General features: G+C 67.9%; 16 protein-coding genes. All 16 read left to right on the forward strand.

Going from position 1 to position 15,035, the window contains the following annotated elements:
- The first annotated feature begins 398 nt into the window (after positions 1–398).
- Positions 399–2,129, forward strand: coding sequence for a nitrite reductase (locus tag BM388_RS01380; protein ID WP_342714215.1), 1,731 nt, complete (start codon positions 399–401; stop codon positions 2,127–2,129).
- A gap of 70 nt (positions 2,130–2,199) precedes the next feature.
- Positions 2,200–2,700 (forward strand): Lrp/AsnC family transcriptional regulator, encoded by a 501-nt coding sequence (locus BM388_RS01385; RefSeq protein WP_089846427.1) that lies wholly within the window; start codon positions 2,200–2,202, stop codon positions 2,698–2,700.
- Positions 2,697–3,230 carry a siroheme decarboxylase subunit beta gene (gene ahbB, locus BM388_RS01390; protein ID WP_089846429.1) on the forward strand — a complete coding sequence of 178 codons (534 nt, stop codon included), beginning with the start codon at positions 2,697–2,699 and terminating at the stop codon, positions 3,228–3,230. Before BM388_RS01385 ends, ahbB (BM388_RS01390) begins: the two co-directional genes overlap by 4 nt.
- Positions 3,227–3,685: an Lrp/AsnC family transcriptional regulator gene (locus tag BM388_RS01395; RefSeq protein WP_217641027.1), complete on the forward strand. Its 459-nt coding sequence runs from the start codon at positions 3,227–3,229 to the stop codon at positions 3,683–3,685. The genes ahbB (BM388_RS01390) and BM388_RS01395 overlap by 4 nt, the downstream gene beginning before the upstream one ends.
- Entirely contained in the window at positions 3,660–4,217 is a 558-nt protein-coding gene (gene ahbB, locus BM388_RS01400; protein WP_175535011.1) for a siroheme decarboxylase subunit beta, read from the forward strand. The genes BM388_RS01395 and ahbB (BM388_RS01400) overlap by 26 nt, the downstream gene beginning before the upstream one ends.
- Before the next feature lie 18 nt (positions 4,218–4,235).
- On the forward strand, positions 4,236–5,453 hold the full coding sequence (gene nirJ, locus BM388_RS01405) for a heme d1 biosynthesis radical SAM protein NirJ (protein WP_089846431.1): 1,218 nt from the start codon (positions 4,236–4,238) through the stop codon (positions 5,451–5,453).
- A gap of 15 nt (positions 5,454–5,468) precedes the next feature.
- Positions 5,469–6,317: a uroporphyrinogen-III C-methyltransferase gene (gene cobA / locus BM388_RS01410; protein WP_089846433.1), complete on the forward strand. Its 849-nt coding sequence runs from the start codon at positions 5,469–5,471 to the stop codon at positions 6,315–6,317.
- Entirely contained in the window at positions 6,317–7,897 is a 1,581-nt protein-coding gene (locus BM388_RS01415) for a nitrite reductase (protein WP_089846435.1), read from the forward strand. The genes cobA and BM388_RS01415 overlap by 1 nt, the downstream gene beginning before the upstream one ends.
- Positions 7,898–7,993: 96 nt before the next feature.
- A complete protein-coding gene (locus tag BM388_RS01420) occupies positions 7,994–9,205 on the forward strand; it encodes an NnrS family protein (RefSeq protein ID WP_089846438.1) in 1,212 nt (403 codons plus the stop codon).
- Positions 9,206–9,238: 33 nt separating this feature from the next.
- Positions 9,239–9,625: a SirB2 family protein gene (locus BM388_RS01425; RefSeq protein WP_089846680.1), complete on the forward strand. Its 387-nt coding sequence runs from the start codon at positions 9,239–9,241 to the stop codon at positions 9,623–9,625.
- Between the two features lie 119 nt (positions 9,626–9,744).
- Entirely contained in the window at positions 9,745–10,062 is a 318-nt protein-coding gene (locus tag BM388_RS01430; protein WP_089846440.1) for a carboxymuconolactone decarboxylase family protein, read from the forward strand.
- A gap of 127 nt (positions 10,063–10,189) precedes the next feature.
- Entirely contained in the window at positions 10,190–11,218 is a 1,029-nt protein-coding gene (locus BM388_RS01435) for an amino acid ABC transporter substrate-binding protein (RefSeq protein ID WP_089846442.1), read from the forward strand.
- Between the two features lie 86 nt (positions 11,219–11,304).
- Positions 11,305–12,483, forward strand: a complete 1,179-nt coding sequence (locus tag BM388_RS01440) for an amino acid ABC transporter permease (RefSeq protein ID WP_089846444.1) — start codon at positions 11,305–11,307, stop codon at positions 12,481–12,483.
- A 34-nt stretch (positions 12,484–12,517) separates the two neighbouring features.
- On the forward strand, positions 12,518–13,600 hold the full coding sequence (locus BM388_RS01445; RefSeq protein ID WP_089846682.1) for an amino acid ABC transporter permease: 1,083 nt from the start codon (positions 12,518–12,520) through the stop codon (positions 13,598–13,600).
- 58 nt (positions 13,601–13,658) lie between these two features.
- Positions 13,659–14,387 carry an amino acid ABC transporter ATP-binding protein gene (locus BM388_RS01450; RefSeq protein WP_089846684.1) on the forward strand — a complete coding sequence of 243 codons (729 nt, stop codon included), beginning with the start codon at positions 13,659–13,661 and terminating at the stop codon, positions 14,385–14,387.
- 190 nt (positions 14,388–14,577) lie between these two features.
- Positions 14,578–15,030, forward strand: coding sequence for a c-type cytochrome (locus BM388_RS01455; RefSeq protein ID WP_089846446.1), 453 nt, complete (start codon positions 14,578–14,580; stop codon positions 15,028–15,030).
- Positions 15,031–15,035: the final 5 nt, after the last annotated feature.

Raw genomic sequence — 15,035 nt, forward strand, 5'->3', positions numbered from 1 at the left:
ATCTCCTCGGGCAGGGCTCCTCGTTCAGGGCACCTTTCTGTCGACAGGACACTCTCCAGCGGGGCCCTCGCCAGTCTCGCGGCTCTCGGGGCGTCGCGCCATGACGGCGGTCAAGACGGCGGTCAAGACGGCGTCTAGAGGACACTTCAAGCACGACGCGCGACGGCTCGCAACGCCTCTTTGGAGGTAGGGGCCGATGGCCGTTGACGCAGGTCAATAACGGCGGGGAAAGCGAGGCGGGAATCGTTAAAGATGCATGAATTATACGCGTTAATGGACCACGCTCAGGGCCAGGAGGGTCATCGACCATGCGTTCGCGTCGGCTGGCCGTCCGTCGAATAACGACAGCGCCATGGCCTGACGACAGTGCATCCAAGGATCATGACAGAGGTGGAACGATGATGAAGAAAGACTGGTATCTAAAGCCCCTGGCGGTAGCGGTGGCCACCGTCGCCCTGGGTATCACGACGGCCCAGGCTCAGGATGGCCACAAGGATGTCGACGAGGCCAAGAGCGCCTATCAGGGCACCGAGTCCGCCGTGGATCCGGGTTCCGCCAAATCGGTGCGGACCCCAGGGGCGCCGGACCTGACCGAGGCCGAGTTCGAGCAGGCCAAGGAAATCTACTTCCAGCGGTGTGCCGGCTGCCACGGTGTGCTGCGCAAGGGAGCCACCGGCAAGCCGCTGACCACCGACATCACCCAGGAGCGCGGCCTCGATTACCTCAAGGCCTTCATCACCTACGGCTCACCGGCCGGGATGCCCAACTGGGGCACCTCGGGCGATCTCTCCGATGATGAGGTCGAGCTGATGGCCAAGTACATCATGCACGAGCCGCCGGTGCCGCCGGAGTTCGGCATGCCCGAGATGATGGATACCTGGGAGGTGCTGGTCGCCCCCGAGGACCGCCCCACCGAACAGATGAACGATCTCAACCTCGATAATCTGTTCTCGGTCACCCTGCGTGACGCCGGCCAGATCGCGCTGATCGACGGCGGCTCCAAAGAGATCGTCAAGATTCTCGAGACCGGCTATGCGGTGCACATCTCGCGGATGTCCGCCTCCGGGCGCTACATCTTCGTCATCGGTCGTGATGCCAAGGTGGACATGGTCGATCTGTGGATGGAGGAGCCGAGCATCGTGGCCACCATCAAGATCGGCATGGAGGCACGCTCCGTCGAAACCTCCAAGTACAAGGGATATGAAGATCAATATGCGATTGCCGGTGCCTACTGGCCGCCGCAGTACGTGATCATGGACGGTCAGACCCTGGAGCCGAATAGGATCGTCAGCACCCGCGGCATGACCGTCGATACCCAGGAGTACCATCCGGAGCCTCGCGTGGCGGCTATCGTGGGGTCGCACCAGCACCCCGAGTTCATCGTCAACGTCAAGGAAACCGGCAAGGTCCAGCTCGTCAACTATGAGGACCTGGAGGCGCTCTCTACCGTCGAGATCGAGACCTCGCGCTTCCTGCACGACGGTGGCTGGGACGCCTCCGGCCGCTACTTCCTTACCGCGGCCAACGAGTCCAACCAGATCGTGGTCATCGACGCGCTCGAGCGTGAGCTCGAAGAGATCGTCGATGTGGGCAAGATTCCCCATCCGGGTCGCGGCGCCAACTTCGTCGATGCCGAGCATGGGCCGGTATGGGCCACCAGCCACCTGGGCGACAACACCATCTCGCTGATCGGCACCGACCCGGAAGGGCACCCCGACAACGCCTGGAAGGTGGTGCGCACCCTGGAAGGCCAGGGCGGCGGTTCGCTGTTCATCAAGACCCATCCGGAGTCCGACAACCTCTACGTCGATACCGCCCTCAACCCGGGCGAAGGGCCCAGCCAGAGCGTGGCGGTCTTCGACATCAACGACCTCGAGGCCGGCTATGAGGTACTGCCGATCGCCGAGTGGGCCGACGTGGGCGAGGGCGTCAAGCGGGTCGTGCAGCCGGAGTACAACCAGGCCGGCGACGAGGTGTGGTTCTCCGTCTGGAATACCATGGAAGAGACGTCCGCGCTGGTGATCGTGGATGACGAGACCCGCGAGCTGAAGCACGTGATCAAGGACGAGCGTCTGGTCACCCCGACCGGCAAGTTCAACGTGATCAACACCCAGAAAGATATCTACTGAGCCGAGCGGGACACGGCGGCGGGCCCTTCGGGGTCCGCCCGCCTTCCCCCGCCTTGAGTGAGCTGTGCCGATGCATTGCCGACCCCAACCTTGCCACGTTCAAAATCTCGATGCGCTGGACCGTCGCCTGATCGACAGCTATCAGCGCGGCCTGCCGGTCTGCCCCCGGCCCTTCGCGCGGATCGCCGAGCGCCTGGGCGCCGCCGAGGACGAGGTGATCGCGCGCCTGGAACGCCTGCAGGCGCGGGGCGTACTGAGCCGCGTGGGGCCGGTCTTCGACCATGCCCGAGCCGGCGCCAGCCTGCTCGCCGCCGTGGCCGTGCCCGAGGCCGAGCGCGATGCCTTCGCAGAGCTCATCAACGCCGCCCCCGGCGTCAACCACAACTACGCAAGGGAGCACGACTACAACCTCTGGTTCGTGATGACCGCCCCCGACGCATCCGCGCTCGACGCGCGCCTCGACACCCTCGAGGCGCGCCTGGGCGTGCCGATCCTGCGCCTGCCGATGCTCGAGAGCTTCCATATCGACCTGGCGTTTCCCATTCCCTGGGCCGAACTGGAGCGCACATGAGATCCGTGACCCCGCTGTCCCTCGAGACCGCCCCCTCGCTCGACGAGCCGGCGGCCCATCGTCGCCTGCGCGCGCTGCTCGAGCGGGGCCTGCCGCTCACGTCGCGCCCCTGGCAGACCCTGGCCGAGCAGGCCGGGCTCGCCGAGGAGGAGGCGATGGCCTGCGCGCATCGCTGGCAGGCCGAGGGGCTGATCAAGCGCCTTGGCCTGGTGGTGCGCCATCGCCGGCTCGGCCTCGAGGCCAACGCCATGGTGGTGTGGGATGTGCCGGACGAGCGGGTTGCCCTGGTGGGCCGACGCCTGGCCCGCGAGACCGCCGTGACGCTCTGCTACCGGCGCCCGCGACGGCTGCCCGACTGGCCCTACAACCTCTTCTGCATGATCCACGGTGCTCGCCGCGAGCGGGTGCTCGAGGAGCTCGCGGCGATCGTCGCGCGGCTCGGCCTCGATGACATCGCCCATCGAGCGTTGTTCAGCACCCACGCCTACCGCCAGTGCGGCGCCCGCTATGCCCGTGAGGAGGATGCATGAGCCTTGCCGAGCTGGACGGCGTGGATCGCCGCCTGATCAATCGCCTGCAGGAGGGCCTGCCGCTGGTGGCGCGCCCCTATGCGGCCGTCGCCGAGGCGCTGGGCGTCACCGAGGGCGACCTGCTCTATCGGCTGGAGCGCCTGCGCGAGAGCGGCATGCTCAGCCGCTTCGGCCCCATGTACCACGCCGAGCGCCTGGGCGGCGGCCTGACCCTGGCGGCGCTCGCGGTGCCGGAGCCCGACTTCGAGCGCGTCGTCGAGGCGGTCAACGCCTTTCCGGAGGTCGCCCACAACTACCGTCGCGAGCACGCGCTCAACATGTGGTTCGTGCTGGCCACCGAGACCCCGGCGCGCATCGGTGAAGTGATCGCGGCCATCGAGGCGGCCACTGGCCTGCCGGTCTTCAACATGCCCAAGGAGGAGGAGTTCCATGTCCGTCTCCATCTGCCGGTCTAGTCAGGGCTCGGTCCGCGATGCCCTGAGTCCCGACGAACGGGGCCTCGACGAACGTGACCGCGCCATCGTGCTGGCCACCCAGGCCGGGCTGCCGCTGGTCCCCGATCCCTGGGGCGCGGTGGGTCGCGAGCTGGGCCTCACTGGCGAGGAGGTGCTCGCGCGCATGCGGGCGATGGAGGCGCGCGGGGTGATCCGGCGCATCGCCGCGGTGCCCAACCACTATCGCCTGGGTTACGTCGCCAACGGCATGACCGTCTGGGACGTCGATGACGCCGAGGTCGAGCGGCTGGGCCGCGAGGTGGCCGCCATCGAGGGAGTCAGCCACTGCTACCGTCGCCCGCGCCACCTGCCTCACTGGCCCTACAACCTCTTCGCCATGCTCCACGGGCGCAGTCGCGAGGAGGTCGAGAGCCAGGCCGAGGCGCTGCGGGCCCGCCTCGGCGAGGCCTGTCGGGACCACCGCATCCTCTACAGCTCGCGCATCCTCAAGAAGACCGGGCTGCGCCTGGCGCGCCGCGCCCCGCAAGCCTAACGACGGCAGGAGAACGCCATGTTTCGCGTCACCCGCTATATCCAGAGCCTGATGGAGCCGGCGCCTCCGGGACATGCCCCACGAGGGGCGTCCCGCAAGCCGCCCGGGCCGGTGGTGATCTGGAACCTGATTCGCCGCTGCAACCTGACCTGCAAGCACTGCTATACCACCTCGGCGGACATCGACTTCGCCGGCGAGCTCTCGACCGCCGAGGCGCACGCCGTGCTCGACGACCTCGCGGCCTTCAAGGTGCCGGCGCTGATCCTCTCCGGGGGCGAGCCGCTGATGCGCCCCGACATCTTCGAGCTGTCGCGTCGGGCGCGCGAGCTCGGCCTCTATACCGGGCTCTCCACCAACGGCACCCTGATCACCGAGGCCAACATCGACGCCATCGCCGACGTCGGCTACGACTACGTGGGCATCAGCATCGATGGCCTGGAGGCCACCCACGACGCCATCCGCCAGCGCAATGGCGCCTTTCGCGAGTCGATGCACGCGGTGCAGCTGTGCAAGGCACGCGGCATCAAGGTGGGGCTGCGCTTCACCCTGACCCGCGAGAACGTCGAGCAGCTCGACGACATCCTGGCGCTGATCGACGAGCACGACGTCGACAAGTTCTACCTCTCGCACCTCAACTACGGCGGGCGCGGCCGGCGCCACAGCAAGCAGGACGCCTGGTACCGCATGACCCGCGACGCCATGACCCGGCTGTTCGATCATTGCCGCAGTGAGCTAGAGCGCGGCGTCCGGCGCGAGTACGTCACCGGCAACAACGACGCCGACGGCCCCTTCCTGCTGATGTGGGCCCGCGAGCACTTCCCCGAGCGGGCCGAGGCCCTGGAGCGGCAGCTGATCGACTGGGGCGGCAACGCCTCGGGCGAGCACATCGCCAACATCGACAATCTGGGCAACGTGCACCCCGACACCTTCTGGTGGGACCACACCCTGGGCAACGTCCGCGAGACGCCCTTCTCGGCGATCTGGCGCGACACCCAGGACCCGCTGATGGTCGGCTTTCGCCAGCGGCCGCGGCCGCTCAAGGGGCGCTGCGGCGAGTGCCGGTTCCTGCCGATCTGCAACGGCAACACCCGGGTGCGGGCCTGGAAGGTCACCGGCGACCCCTGGGAGGAGGATCCCGGCTGCTACCTGACCAACCGCGAGATCGGGATCGCCGAGGCAAACGAACGGCGCATCGGCGCGCCCTTTGCTCCCATCCAGGCCATCGAAATCCAGTAAGGCGAGGACACCTCCATGCCGTCACGTCGTGTTTCCTATGATCTCGCCGAGGCGCCCATGGCGCCCGGCGAGGTGGCCATCGTCGGCGCCGGCCCGGGCGACCCCGGGCTTCTGACCCTGCGCGCCCTGTCGCTGCTCGAACAGGCCGACTGCCTGGTCTTCGATCGCCTGGTCTCCAAGGAGGTGCTGGCCCTGGCGAGCCCTCGGGCCCGGCGCTTCTACGTCGGCAAGGCGTCGCGCTGCCACGCCCTGACCCAGGACGAGACCAACGCGCTGCTGGTGCGTCTGGCCGAGGAGGGCCGGCGGGTGGTGCGGCTCAAGGGCGGCGACCCCTACATCTTCGGGCGCGGCGGCGAGGAAGCCGAGGTGCTGATCGAGCACGGCATCGACTTCCGGGTGGTGCCGGGCATTACCTCCGCCCAGGGCTGCGCGGCCTATGGCGGCTTCCCGCTGACCCACCGCGATCACGCCCAGAGCGTCACCTTCGTCACCGGCCACTGCAAGGCCGACGGCGAGCTGGCCCTGGACTGGAGCGCCCTGGCGGTGCCCCATCACACGGCGGTGTTCTACATGGGCCTGGCCAATGCCGGGCTGATCAGCCGCCGGCTTCAGGACCACGGCCTGCCGGCGAGCCACCCCGTGGCCCTGGTGGAGCGCGGCACCACCCCCGAACAGCGCCGGGTGATCACCTGCCTGGGCGCACTGGTCGAGACCATCGCCCGCGAGAAGCTCCAGCCGCCGACGCTGATCGTGGTGGGCGAGGTGGTGCGCCTGGCCACGACCCTCGCCCAGCCCACCCCGGCCGAGGCCATCTTCATCGAGGGCGAGACGCTCGAACTGGTGCCCCAGCGGGTGGCGCTCTGATGCGATCGCTCTCGTTCCCCCGCGGCCTCGCGACCCTGGCCGGTGCCGCACTGCTGACGATCATCGCACCGGCGCTGGCCGAGGGTCCCGAGTCGCTCTACCGGGCCCAGTGCGCGTCCTGCCACGGCGAGGATCGCCTGGGCGGCATCGGCCCGGCGCTGCTGCCGAGCAACCTCTCGCGGCTCACGCCCGAGGCCGCCGAGACGGTGATCCGCAACGGCCGGGCGGCCAGCCAGATGCCCGGCTTCGGCGAGCGGCTGGACGACGCGGCGATCGCCTCGCTGGCCGAGTGGCTCTACCGCGAGCCCGAGGTGGCGCCCACCTGGGGACGCGATGAGATCCTCGCCAGCCAGGCGGTCCCGCATCCGGACGGCTCACTGCCCGACGCGCCGCGCTTCGACGCCGACCCGCTCAACCTCTTCGTGGTGGTGGAGACCGGCGACCATCACGCCAGCGTGCTCGACGGCGACACCTTCGAGCGGATCCACCGCTTCCCGACCCGCTACGCCCTGCACGGCGGGCCCAAGTACACCCCGGATGGGCGCTACGTCTTCTTCGGCTCCCGGGACGGCTGGATCACCAAGGTCGACCTCTACAACCTCGAGGTGGTGGCCGAGGTGCGCGCCGGCATCAACATGCGCAACATCGCCGTCTCCGCCGACGGCCGCTACGTGATGGCCGCCAACTACCTGCCCCACAGCCTGGTGCTCTTCGATGCCCACGACCTCGACCTGATGAAGGTCTACCCGGTGGTCGGCGAGCAGGGCGAGAGCTCGCGGGTCAGCGCCGTCTATGCCGCGCCGCCCCGGGGCAGCTTCATCGCCGCGCTCAAGGACATCGAGGAGGTGTGGGAGATCCCCTGGCCGCTGCCCACCGAGCCCGTGGTCGCCACCGGACACATGGCCACCCCGCTCGAGCCGGTTCGCCGCCACGACACGCAAAGCTTCCGGGTGCGCCGCCTCCCGGTGCCGGACTACCTGGACGACTTCTTCTTCGACCCGGCCTATCGCCACGTGATCGGTGCCTCCCGAGGTGGAGAGAGTGACGGCCAGGGCGGCATGGTGATCGATCTGGACAGCGGCGAGAAGGTCGCCGACCTGCCGCTGGAGGGCATGCCGCACCTCGGTTCCGGCATCACCTGGGAGCACGAGGGGCGCCGCGTCATGGCCACGCCCCACCTGACCCGGGCGGCCGTGTCGATCATCGACATGAGCGACTGGACGGTGATCAAGACCCTCGAGACCGACGGCCCCGGCTTCTTCATGCGCAGCCACGCCAACTCCCCCTACGCCTGGGTGGACGTCTTCTTCGGCCCGAACCGCGACCGGGTGCACGTGATCGACAAGGCGAGCCTCGAGATCGTCGAGACCCTGATTCCCGAGCCCGGCAAGACCGCTGCCCACGTGGAGTTCGACCGTGACGGCGAGAAGCTGCTGCTGAGCCTGTGGGAGGAGGACGGCGCGGTGATCGTCTATGACGCCGTCACCCTCGAGGAGGAGCAGCGCATCCCGATGAGCCGGCCCTCGGGCAAGTACAACGTCTGGAACAAGACGCGCTACGAGGAGGGCACCAGTCACTGAGGCGCTATAAGAAGTATTCTTGATACCTGTCAAGGAAGGGGGCGGGGGGCTGGGCCACAATGGCCATCACCAAGCGTTTTAGTCGGGTATAGCGCCATGCAATCGACCTCCTCCTCCGTTAGCTCCTCCTCGCTGTCGCGCCTGCCGGTGGCGAGGCTGGCTTTTCGCCCCTTCTTCCTGCTGGCCGCGCTTTACGGCGTGGTGGCGATGGTCGTGTGGCTGGCCTTCTGGCACGGCGACATCCTGCTGCGACCCGTCGGCGGGCTGATGTTCTGGCACCAGCACGAGATGCTGTTCGGCTTCGCGACCGCGGTGGTGGCGGGCTTTCTGCTCACCGCAGTGCAGAACTGGACCGGACTGCCAAGCCTCAAGGGCGGGCCGCTGCTGGCGCTGGTCGCGCTCTGGCTGGCCGGGCGAGCCCTGATGGCCTTCCCGCCGGAGACGGCGGAGTGGCTGCCGATGCTGGTCGACCTGGCGTTCCTGCCGGTGGTGGCCGGCGTCATGGCTCGCCTAGTGATTGCCGCGAAGCGCTGGCGCAACCTGATCTTCCTGCCGGCGCTGGGGCTGTTGACCCTGGCCAACCTGGCCATGCACCTGGGTGTGCTCAATGGCGATGCCGAGCTGATCCGCCAGGCCGCCTACCTGGCGGTGCTGCTGATTACCCTGCTGATGGTGGTGGTCGGCGGTCGGGTGATCGCCATGTTCACCGCCAACCGCCTGGGCCTCACCCGCCGGCCGGCGATCCCGGCGCTGGAGTATGCAAGCCTGGGTAGCGTGCTGGCCGTGGTCCTGGCGCAGGGGCTCGCCGTGCTCGGCGTGGCGCTGCCGGGCGCGCTCTTCGCCACCCTCCTGGGGCTGGCGGCGTTCGCCAACGCCGTGCGCCTGGCGCGCTGGGGCGGCCAGCACAGCGGGCGAGAGCCGCTGCTCTGGGGCCTCCACGGCAGCTACGCCTTCATTCCCGTGGGCCTCGCGATGTGGGCGCTGGCGGCGCTGGGCCTGTTCCGCGCGGAGCTGGCCGTGCATGCGCTGACCATCGGCGGCATGGGCACCATGATGCTTTCGATGATGTCGCGGGTGGCGCTTGGCCACACCGCGCGCCCCATCCGCACCCTGCCGGGCATCGGCGTGGCGCTCGGCCTGATGCTCGCCGCCGCCGTGCTGCGCTCGCCGGTGCTGGCGCTCGTCCCGCAGATCACCCACTGGACCTACAACCTGGGCATCATCTTCTGGTGCCTGGCCTACGCGATCTTCCTGTTCCACTATGCGGGGCCGCTGCTGTCGGCCCGGGCCGACGGCAAGGATGGATAAGACTCACCGCCCCTGACACCGATGCCGAGCACCATGGAACACTACTCCCTGATCAAGCACCTGCACGTCACCGCCGCCGTCCTGAGCCTCGCCTTCTTCCTGCTGCGGGCCTGGTGGTCGGTGTGCGAGGCGCCGCTGCTGCAGCGGCGCTGGGTGAAGGTGGTGCCTCACCTCATCGATACCGCCCTGCTGGGGCTCGGCGTGACGCTAATGGTGCTGCTCTCCGCCTGGCCCCACCAGCAGCCCTGGCTCGCCGCCAAGCTGATCGCCCTGCTTGGCTACATCGGCCTGGGCACGCTGGCGATCAAGCGCGGCCGCACCCCCGCGGTGCGCGGCGTCGCGGCGCTGGCGGCGCTGGCCACCTTCGCCTACATGCTGGGGGCGGCCGTGACCCACAGCACGCTCTCCTGGCTGGCCTGAGGCCAGGAGCGCCTGCGCTGCGATGTATGTGCTGAGGCCCCATGTGCTGAGTCCCATGTGCTGAGCCCTATATGCAGTCCTATACTGACTCCGCCACTCGTCTGCAGAAGGATAATCTCATGTCGAAACAGGAACTCCCCGCTGGTGCCGGTCAGGTGGCCGAGCAGTATCCAGAGGTCTGGTCGGCCTATGCCGAGCTCGGCCGGGCCTGTGCCGAGTCCGGCCCGCTGGACGCGCGCACGCGTCGCCTGATCAAGCTGGCGCTGGCCGTGGGGGCGCGCTCCGAGGGGGCGGTGCACTCCCACGTGCGTCGCGGCCTGGAGGAGGGCGAGTCCGCCGAGGCCCTGAAGCAGGTGGCCATGCTGGCCATCCCCACCCTGGGCCTGCCCGGCGGCGTCGCGGCCCTGACCTGGATCGAGGACATTACCGAATCCTGATTGCCCGCGGCCCTCGGGCCACTGGGACAAGCGTTTAAACGTGAGTTGGTCACGCCGCTTCGGGGTCTGCTAGGTTCGAGACTGCTGCATCAGCAGTATTCGATCTACCAGACCCCGGAGTCTTATCATGCGCAACAATAACAAGACACTGCTCTCCCTCTCCGCCGCTGCCCTCTGCGTCGGCATGGTCTCCTCCGCCTCAGCGGCCACCCTGGACGAGGTGAAGGAGCGTGGCGAGCTGCGCTGCGGCGTCAACGTGGGCCTCTCGGGCTTCTCCTCGCCCGACGAGGACGGCACCTGGCAGGGGCTCGATGTGGAGACCTGCCGCGGCATCGCCGCCGCGATCTTCGGCGATCCCGAGGCGGTCTCCTTCACGCCGCTGACCGCCAAGGAGCGCTTCACCGCCCTGCAGTCCGGCGAGATCGACGTCCTGTCGCGCAACACCACCTGGACCGCGACCCGTGACAACTCGCTGGGGCTTAACTTCACCGCCACCACCTTCTACGACGGCCAGGGCTTCATGGTGGCCAAGGACCTGGGGCTCGAGGGGCCCAAGCAGTTCGACGGCGCCTCGATCTGCATTCAGTCCGGCACCACCCACGAGCTCAACCTGGCCGACTACTTCCCCTCCCGCGGCATCGACATCCAGACCGTCACCTTCGACACCCCCGACCAGACCGCCCAGGGCTTCGCCAGCGGCCGCTGCGACATCCTGACCTCGGACACCTCGCAGCTCAGCGCCCTGCGCCTGCAGCTGCCTGAGCCCGGCAGCGTCGAGATCCTCGAGACGCTGATCTCCAAGGAGCCGCTCGGCCCCGTGGTGCGCCAGGGCGACGATCAGTGGCTGGACATCGTCAAGTGGTCGATCTTCGCCATGGTCAACGCCGAGGAGCTCGGCGTGAACAGCGATAACGTCGAAGAGATGAAGGCCACCCCGCCCAACCCCCAGGTGGCGCGCCTGCTGGGCGTGGATGGCGACTATGGCGAGCAGATGGGGCTGGAAAACGACTGGGCCTATCAGCTGATCAGCCACGTCGGCAACTACCACGAGGTCTTCGCCAGCACCGTGGGTGAGGATTCGCCCATGCAGATCAGCCGCGGCGTGAACGCGCTGTGGAACGAGGGCGGCATCCTCTACGCACCGCCGGTCCGCTGATCGCTCGGACACCGAACGTTCCCTGAACGGGCATCACGCATGGCGACATGCGTGATGCCGTGTCGTTGACGTCCACGAGGCTCGATATGCTGCGTTCTTCTTCACGGGAGCGGGGGCCGCTGTGGCGCGACCCCACCTTCCGCGCCCTGCTGGTGCAGGGCATCCTGCTGCTGGCGCTGGGGGCCTTCATCGCCATGGTGGTGTCGAACACCCTGGCCAACCTCGAGGCCCGGGGGATCACCACCGGTTTCGACTTCCTCCAGGACCGCGCCGGCTTCTCGATCCCCCAGACCCTGATCGACTACTCCGGCGACAGCACCTATGCCCGCACCTTCGTGGTGGGGCTGCTCAACACCCTGCTGGTCTCCGCCCTGGGCATCGTCACGGCGACCCTGATCGGCTTCGCCGTGGGCATCGCCCGGCTGTCACCCAACTGGCTGCTGGCCCGGCTGGCCACCGCCTACGTCGAGATCTTCCGCAACATTCCGCTGCTGGTGCAGATCCTGTTCTGGTACTTCGCCGTGCTGCAGGCCCTGCCGAGCCCCCGCAACAGCCACTCGCTGTTCGAGGCGATCTTTCTCAACGTGCGCGGCGTGGTGCTGCCCGGCCCCCAGCCGCTTGACGGCTTCGCCGCCACCCCCTGGGCGCTGCTGGCCGCGGTGATCGCCACCGCCGGGCTGGTGCGCTACGCCCGGCGTCGTCAGGCGCAAACCGGGCAGGCCCTGCCGATCTTCAAGCTCGGCGCGCTGATTCTGATCGGCCTGCCGGCGCTCACCTTCGTCGCCACGGGCATGCCGCTCGAGTGGTCCATCCCGTCGCTTGCCGGCTTCAACTTCCAGGGCGGCGTGACGATCCTGCCCGAGCTGATGGCGCTGTGGCTGGCGCTCTCGATCTACACCGCCTCCTTCATCGCCGAGATCGTGCGCTCGGGGATCCAGTCGGTGCCCCAGGGCCAGGTGGAGGCGGCCAAGGCGCTGAGCCTGCCGGGCGGCATCATCCTGCGCAAGGTGGTGATTCCCCAGGCGATGCGGGTGATCGTGCCGCAGCTGACCAGCCAGCACCTCAACCTGATCAAGAACTCGTCGCTCGCCACGGCGATCGGCTACCCGGATCTGGTGGCGGTGTTCTCCGGCACGGCGCTGAACCAGACCGGCCAGGCCATCGAGATCGTCGCCATGACCATGGGCGTCTACCTGCTGATCAACCTGGTGGTGTCCGCGCTGATGAACCTCTACAACGCGCGCACGCTGCTCAAGGAGCGCTGAGATGGCAGATACCATTACCACCACCGAGCCCGAGATGGTCGCCGAGCGGCGTCCCCCCGACCTGCGTCGCGGACTGCTCGGCTGGCTGCATGCCAACCTCTTCAATACCCCGCTCAACGGGGTGGTGACCCTGATCACCGTGACGCTGCTTTCCATGCTGCTGTGGCCCGCGCTGCAGTGGGCGGTGTTCCAGGCCGACTGGCTCGGCGACTCCCGCGAGGCGTGCAGCGGCGAGGGGGCCTGCTGGGTCTTCATCAGCGCGCGTTTCGAGTCGATCGTCTACGGCTTCTATCCCGAGGCCGAGCGCTGGCGGGTGGATCTGGTCTTCGTCCTGCTGGCGGTGCTGATCGCCTGGCTGGTCATCCCGCGCCTGCCCGCCAAGCGCTGGGTGGGGGTGTTCGCCCTGGTGGGTTTCCCCGTGCTGGCCTTCTTCCTGCTGGTGGGCGGCAGTTTCGGGCTCACCCACGTGCCGACCCGCGAATGGGGCGGGGTGATGCTGACCCTGACCATCGCCACCGTGGGCATCGTCGGCTCGCTGCCCATCGGCGTGGTGCTGGCGCTGGGGCGGCGCTCGAAGATGCCGCTGGTGCGGGGCTTCTGCGTGGTGTTCATCGAGTTCTGGCGCGGCGTGCCGCTGATCACGGTGCTGTTCATGGCCTCGGTGATGCTGCCGCTCTTCGTGCCCACCCAGGTGGAGTTCGACAAACTGCTGCGGGCGCTGGTGGGCATCATGTTCTTCTGGAGCGCCTACATGGCCGAGGTGGTGCGCGGCGGTCTGCAGGCCATCCCCAGCGGCCAGGAAGAAGCGGCCAAGGCGATGGGCATGGGCTACTGGCAGCGCATGGGGCTGATCGTGCTGCCTCAGTCGCTCAAGCTGGTCATCCCCGGCATCGTCAACACCTTCATTGCGCTGTTCAAGGACACCTCGCTGGTGCTGATCATCGGGCTCTTCGACCTGCTGGCGATCATCCGCGCGGGACTCACCGACAGCAACTGGCTGGGCTTCGCCACCGAGGGCTACGTCTTCGCGGCCCTGGTGTTCTGGGTGTTCTGCTTTGGCATGTCGCGCTACAGCCAGTACATCGAACGGCGCCTGCATACCGGCCATCGGAACTGACCATCATCAACGGGACCTTCTCATGAATCAGGCAAATGCTGCCCGGGCCGACGCACCCATGGTCGAGATCACCGGGCTCAACAAGTGGTATGGCGACTTCCACGTGCTGCGCGACATCGACCTGACGGTCGCCCAGGGTGAGCGCATCGTCATCTGTGGCCCCTCGGGGTCGGGCAAGTCGACGCTGATCCGCTGCATCAACCACCTCGAGGAGCACCAGGAGGGTCGCATCGTGGTCAATGGCCTGCCCATGACCCGCGACGTGAAGCGCATCGAGCAGATCCGCCGCAACGTCGGCATGGTGTTCCAGCACTTCAACCTCTTCCCCCACCTGAGCGTGCTGGACAACTGCTGCATCTCCCAGACCTGGGTGCAGAAGAAGCCGCGTGCCGAGGCCGAGCGCACGGCGATGGAGATCCTCGAGCGGGTGCAGATCGCCGACCAGGCTCGCAAGTATCCGGGTCAGCTCTCCGGGGGCCAGCAGCAGCGCGTGGCCATCGCCCGGGCACTGTGCATGCAGCCGGAGGTGATGCTCTTCGACGAGCCGACCTCGGCGCTCGATCCCGAGATGATCAAGGAGGTGCTCGACGTGATGGTCGAGCTGGCCCAGGACGGCATGACCATGCTCTGCGTGACCCATGAGATGGGCTTCGCCAAGACCGTGGCCGACCGGGTGATCTTCATGGATCAGGGCCAGATCATCGAACAGGCGCCCCCCGAGACCTTCTTCAACCATCCGCGCTCCGAGCGCACCAAGCTCTTCCTCGGCCAGATCCTCGGCCACTGAGCCCCTCCCGGGCGGCGGCCTCGCGGTCGTCGTCCGCCTTCCTCTTGCCGAAAATTGATCGACGTCAAGGCTCCATGCCGTGCCCTGCTGCTAGGCTTAACATGTATTTCCTATACATCTTAATAAGGGCGCAGGGCCGCTTGCCGTGAGAGGCGACGGCACTGCCACACGAGCAAGGGGGGTATGGTCCATGGCCGACGGTCTCACCAAGTCGGCGGCCCGCAACATCTTCTACGGCGGGTCGCTGTTCTTCTTTCTGCTGTTTGCCGCACTGACGGCCCACAGCCACTGGTACATGGTCACCACGTCCACCGACAGCGAGGGGCTCACCGAGTCCGTCAAGCACGGCAAGGAAGTGTGGGAAAAGAACATGTGCATCAACTGCCACAGCATCATGGGCGAGGGCGCCTACTTCGCGCCGGAGCTGGGCAACGTCTGGGAGCGCTACGGCGGTCACGAGAACCCCGACGCGGCCCGCGCGGGCCTCGCCGCCTGGATCCGCGCGCAGCCGCTGGGGGGCGAGGGACGCCGCCAGATGCCCGCCTACGACTTCAGCGAGGAGGAGATGCAGTCGCTGATCGACTTCCTGGAGTGGACCGACGGCATCGACGACCAGGACTGGCCGCCGCACCCCGCCGGCTGAGCCGC

Source organism: Halomonas saccharevitans (assembly GCF_900116405.1).
Lineage (GTDB): Bacteria > Pseudomonadota > Gammaproteobacteria > Pseudomonadales > Halomonadaceae > Halomonas > Halomonas saccharevitans.

Bases quoted from the DNA above. Each gene is read 5' to 3' on its own strand.
- BM388_RS01380 (WP_342714215.1), top strand. From the start codon at position 399: ATGATGAAGAAAGACTGGTATCTAAAGCCCCTGGCGGTAGCGGTGGCC.
- BM388_RS01385 (WP_089846427.1), top strand. From the start codon at position 2,200: ATGCATTGCCGACCCCAACCTTGCCACGTTCAAAATCTCGATGCGCTG.
- ahbB (WP_089846429.1), top strand. From the start codon at position 2,697: ATGAGATCCGTGACCCCGCTGTCCCTCGAGACCGCCCCCTCGCTCGAC.
- BM388_RS01395 (WP_217641027.1), top strand. From the start codon at position 3,227: ATGAGCCTTGCCGAGCTGGACGGCGTGGATCGCCGCCTGATCAATCGC.
- ahbB (WP_175535011.1), top strand. From the start codon at position 3,660: ATGTCCGTCTCCATCTGCCGGTCTAGTCAGGGCTCGGTCCGCGATGCC.
- nirJ (WP_089846431.1), top strand. From the start codon at position 4,236: ATGTTTCGCGTCACCCGCTATATCCAGAGCCTGATGGAGCCGGCGCCT.
- cobA (WP_089846433.1), top strand. From the start codon at position 5,469: ATGCCGTCACGTCGTGTTTCCTATGATCTCGCCGAGGCGCCCATGGCG.
- BM388_RS01415 (WP_089846435.1), top strand. From the start codon at position 6,317: ATGCGATCGCTCTCGTTCCCCCGCGGCCTCGCGACCCTGGCCGGTGCC.
- BM388_RS01420 (WP_089846438.1), top strand. From the start codon at position 7,994: ATGCAATCGACCTCCTCCTCCGTTAGCTCCTCCTCGCTGTCGCGCCTG.
- BM388_RS01425 (WP_089846680.1), top strand. From the start codon at position 9,239: ATGGAACACTACTCCCTGATCAAGCACCTGCACGTCACCGCCGCCGTC.
- BM388_RS01430 (WP_089846440.1), top strand. From the start codon at position 9,745: ATGTCGAAACAGGAACTCCCCGCTGGTGCCGGTCAGGTGGCCGAGCAG.
- BM388_RS01435 (WP_089846442.1), top strand. From the start codon at position 10,190: ATGCGCAACAATAACAAGACACTGCTCTCCCTCTCCGCCGCTGCCCTC.
- BM388_RS01440 (WP_089846444.1), top strand. From the start codon at position 11,305: ATGCTGCGTTCTTCTTCACGGGAGCGGGGGCCGCTGTGGCGCGACCCC.
- BM388_RS01445 (WP_089846682.1), top strand. From the start codon at position 12,518: ATGGTCGCCGAGCGGCGTCCCCCCGACCTGCGTCGCGGACTGCTCGGC.
- BM388_RS01450 (WP_089846684.1), top strand. From the start codon at position 13,659: ATGGTCGAGATCACCGGGCTCAACAAGTGGTATGGCGACTTCCACGTG.
- BM388_RS01455 (WP_089846446.1), top strand. From the start codon at position 14,578: ATGGCCGACGGTCTCACCAAGTCGGCGGCCCGCAACATCTTCTACGGC.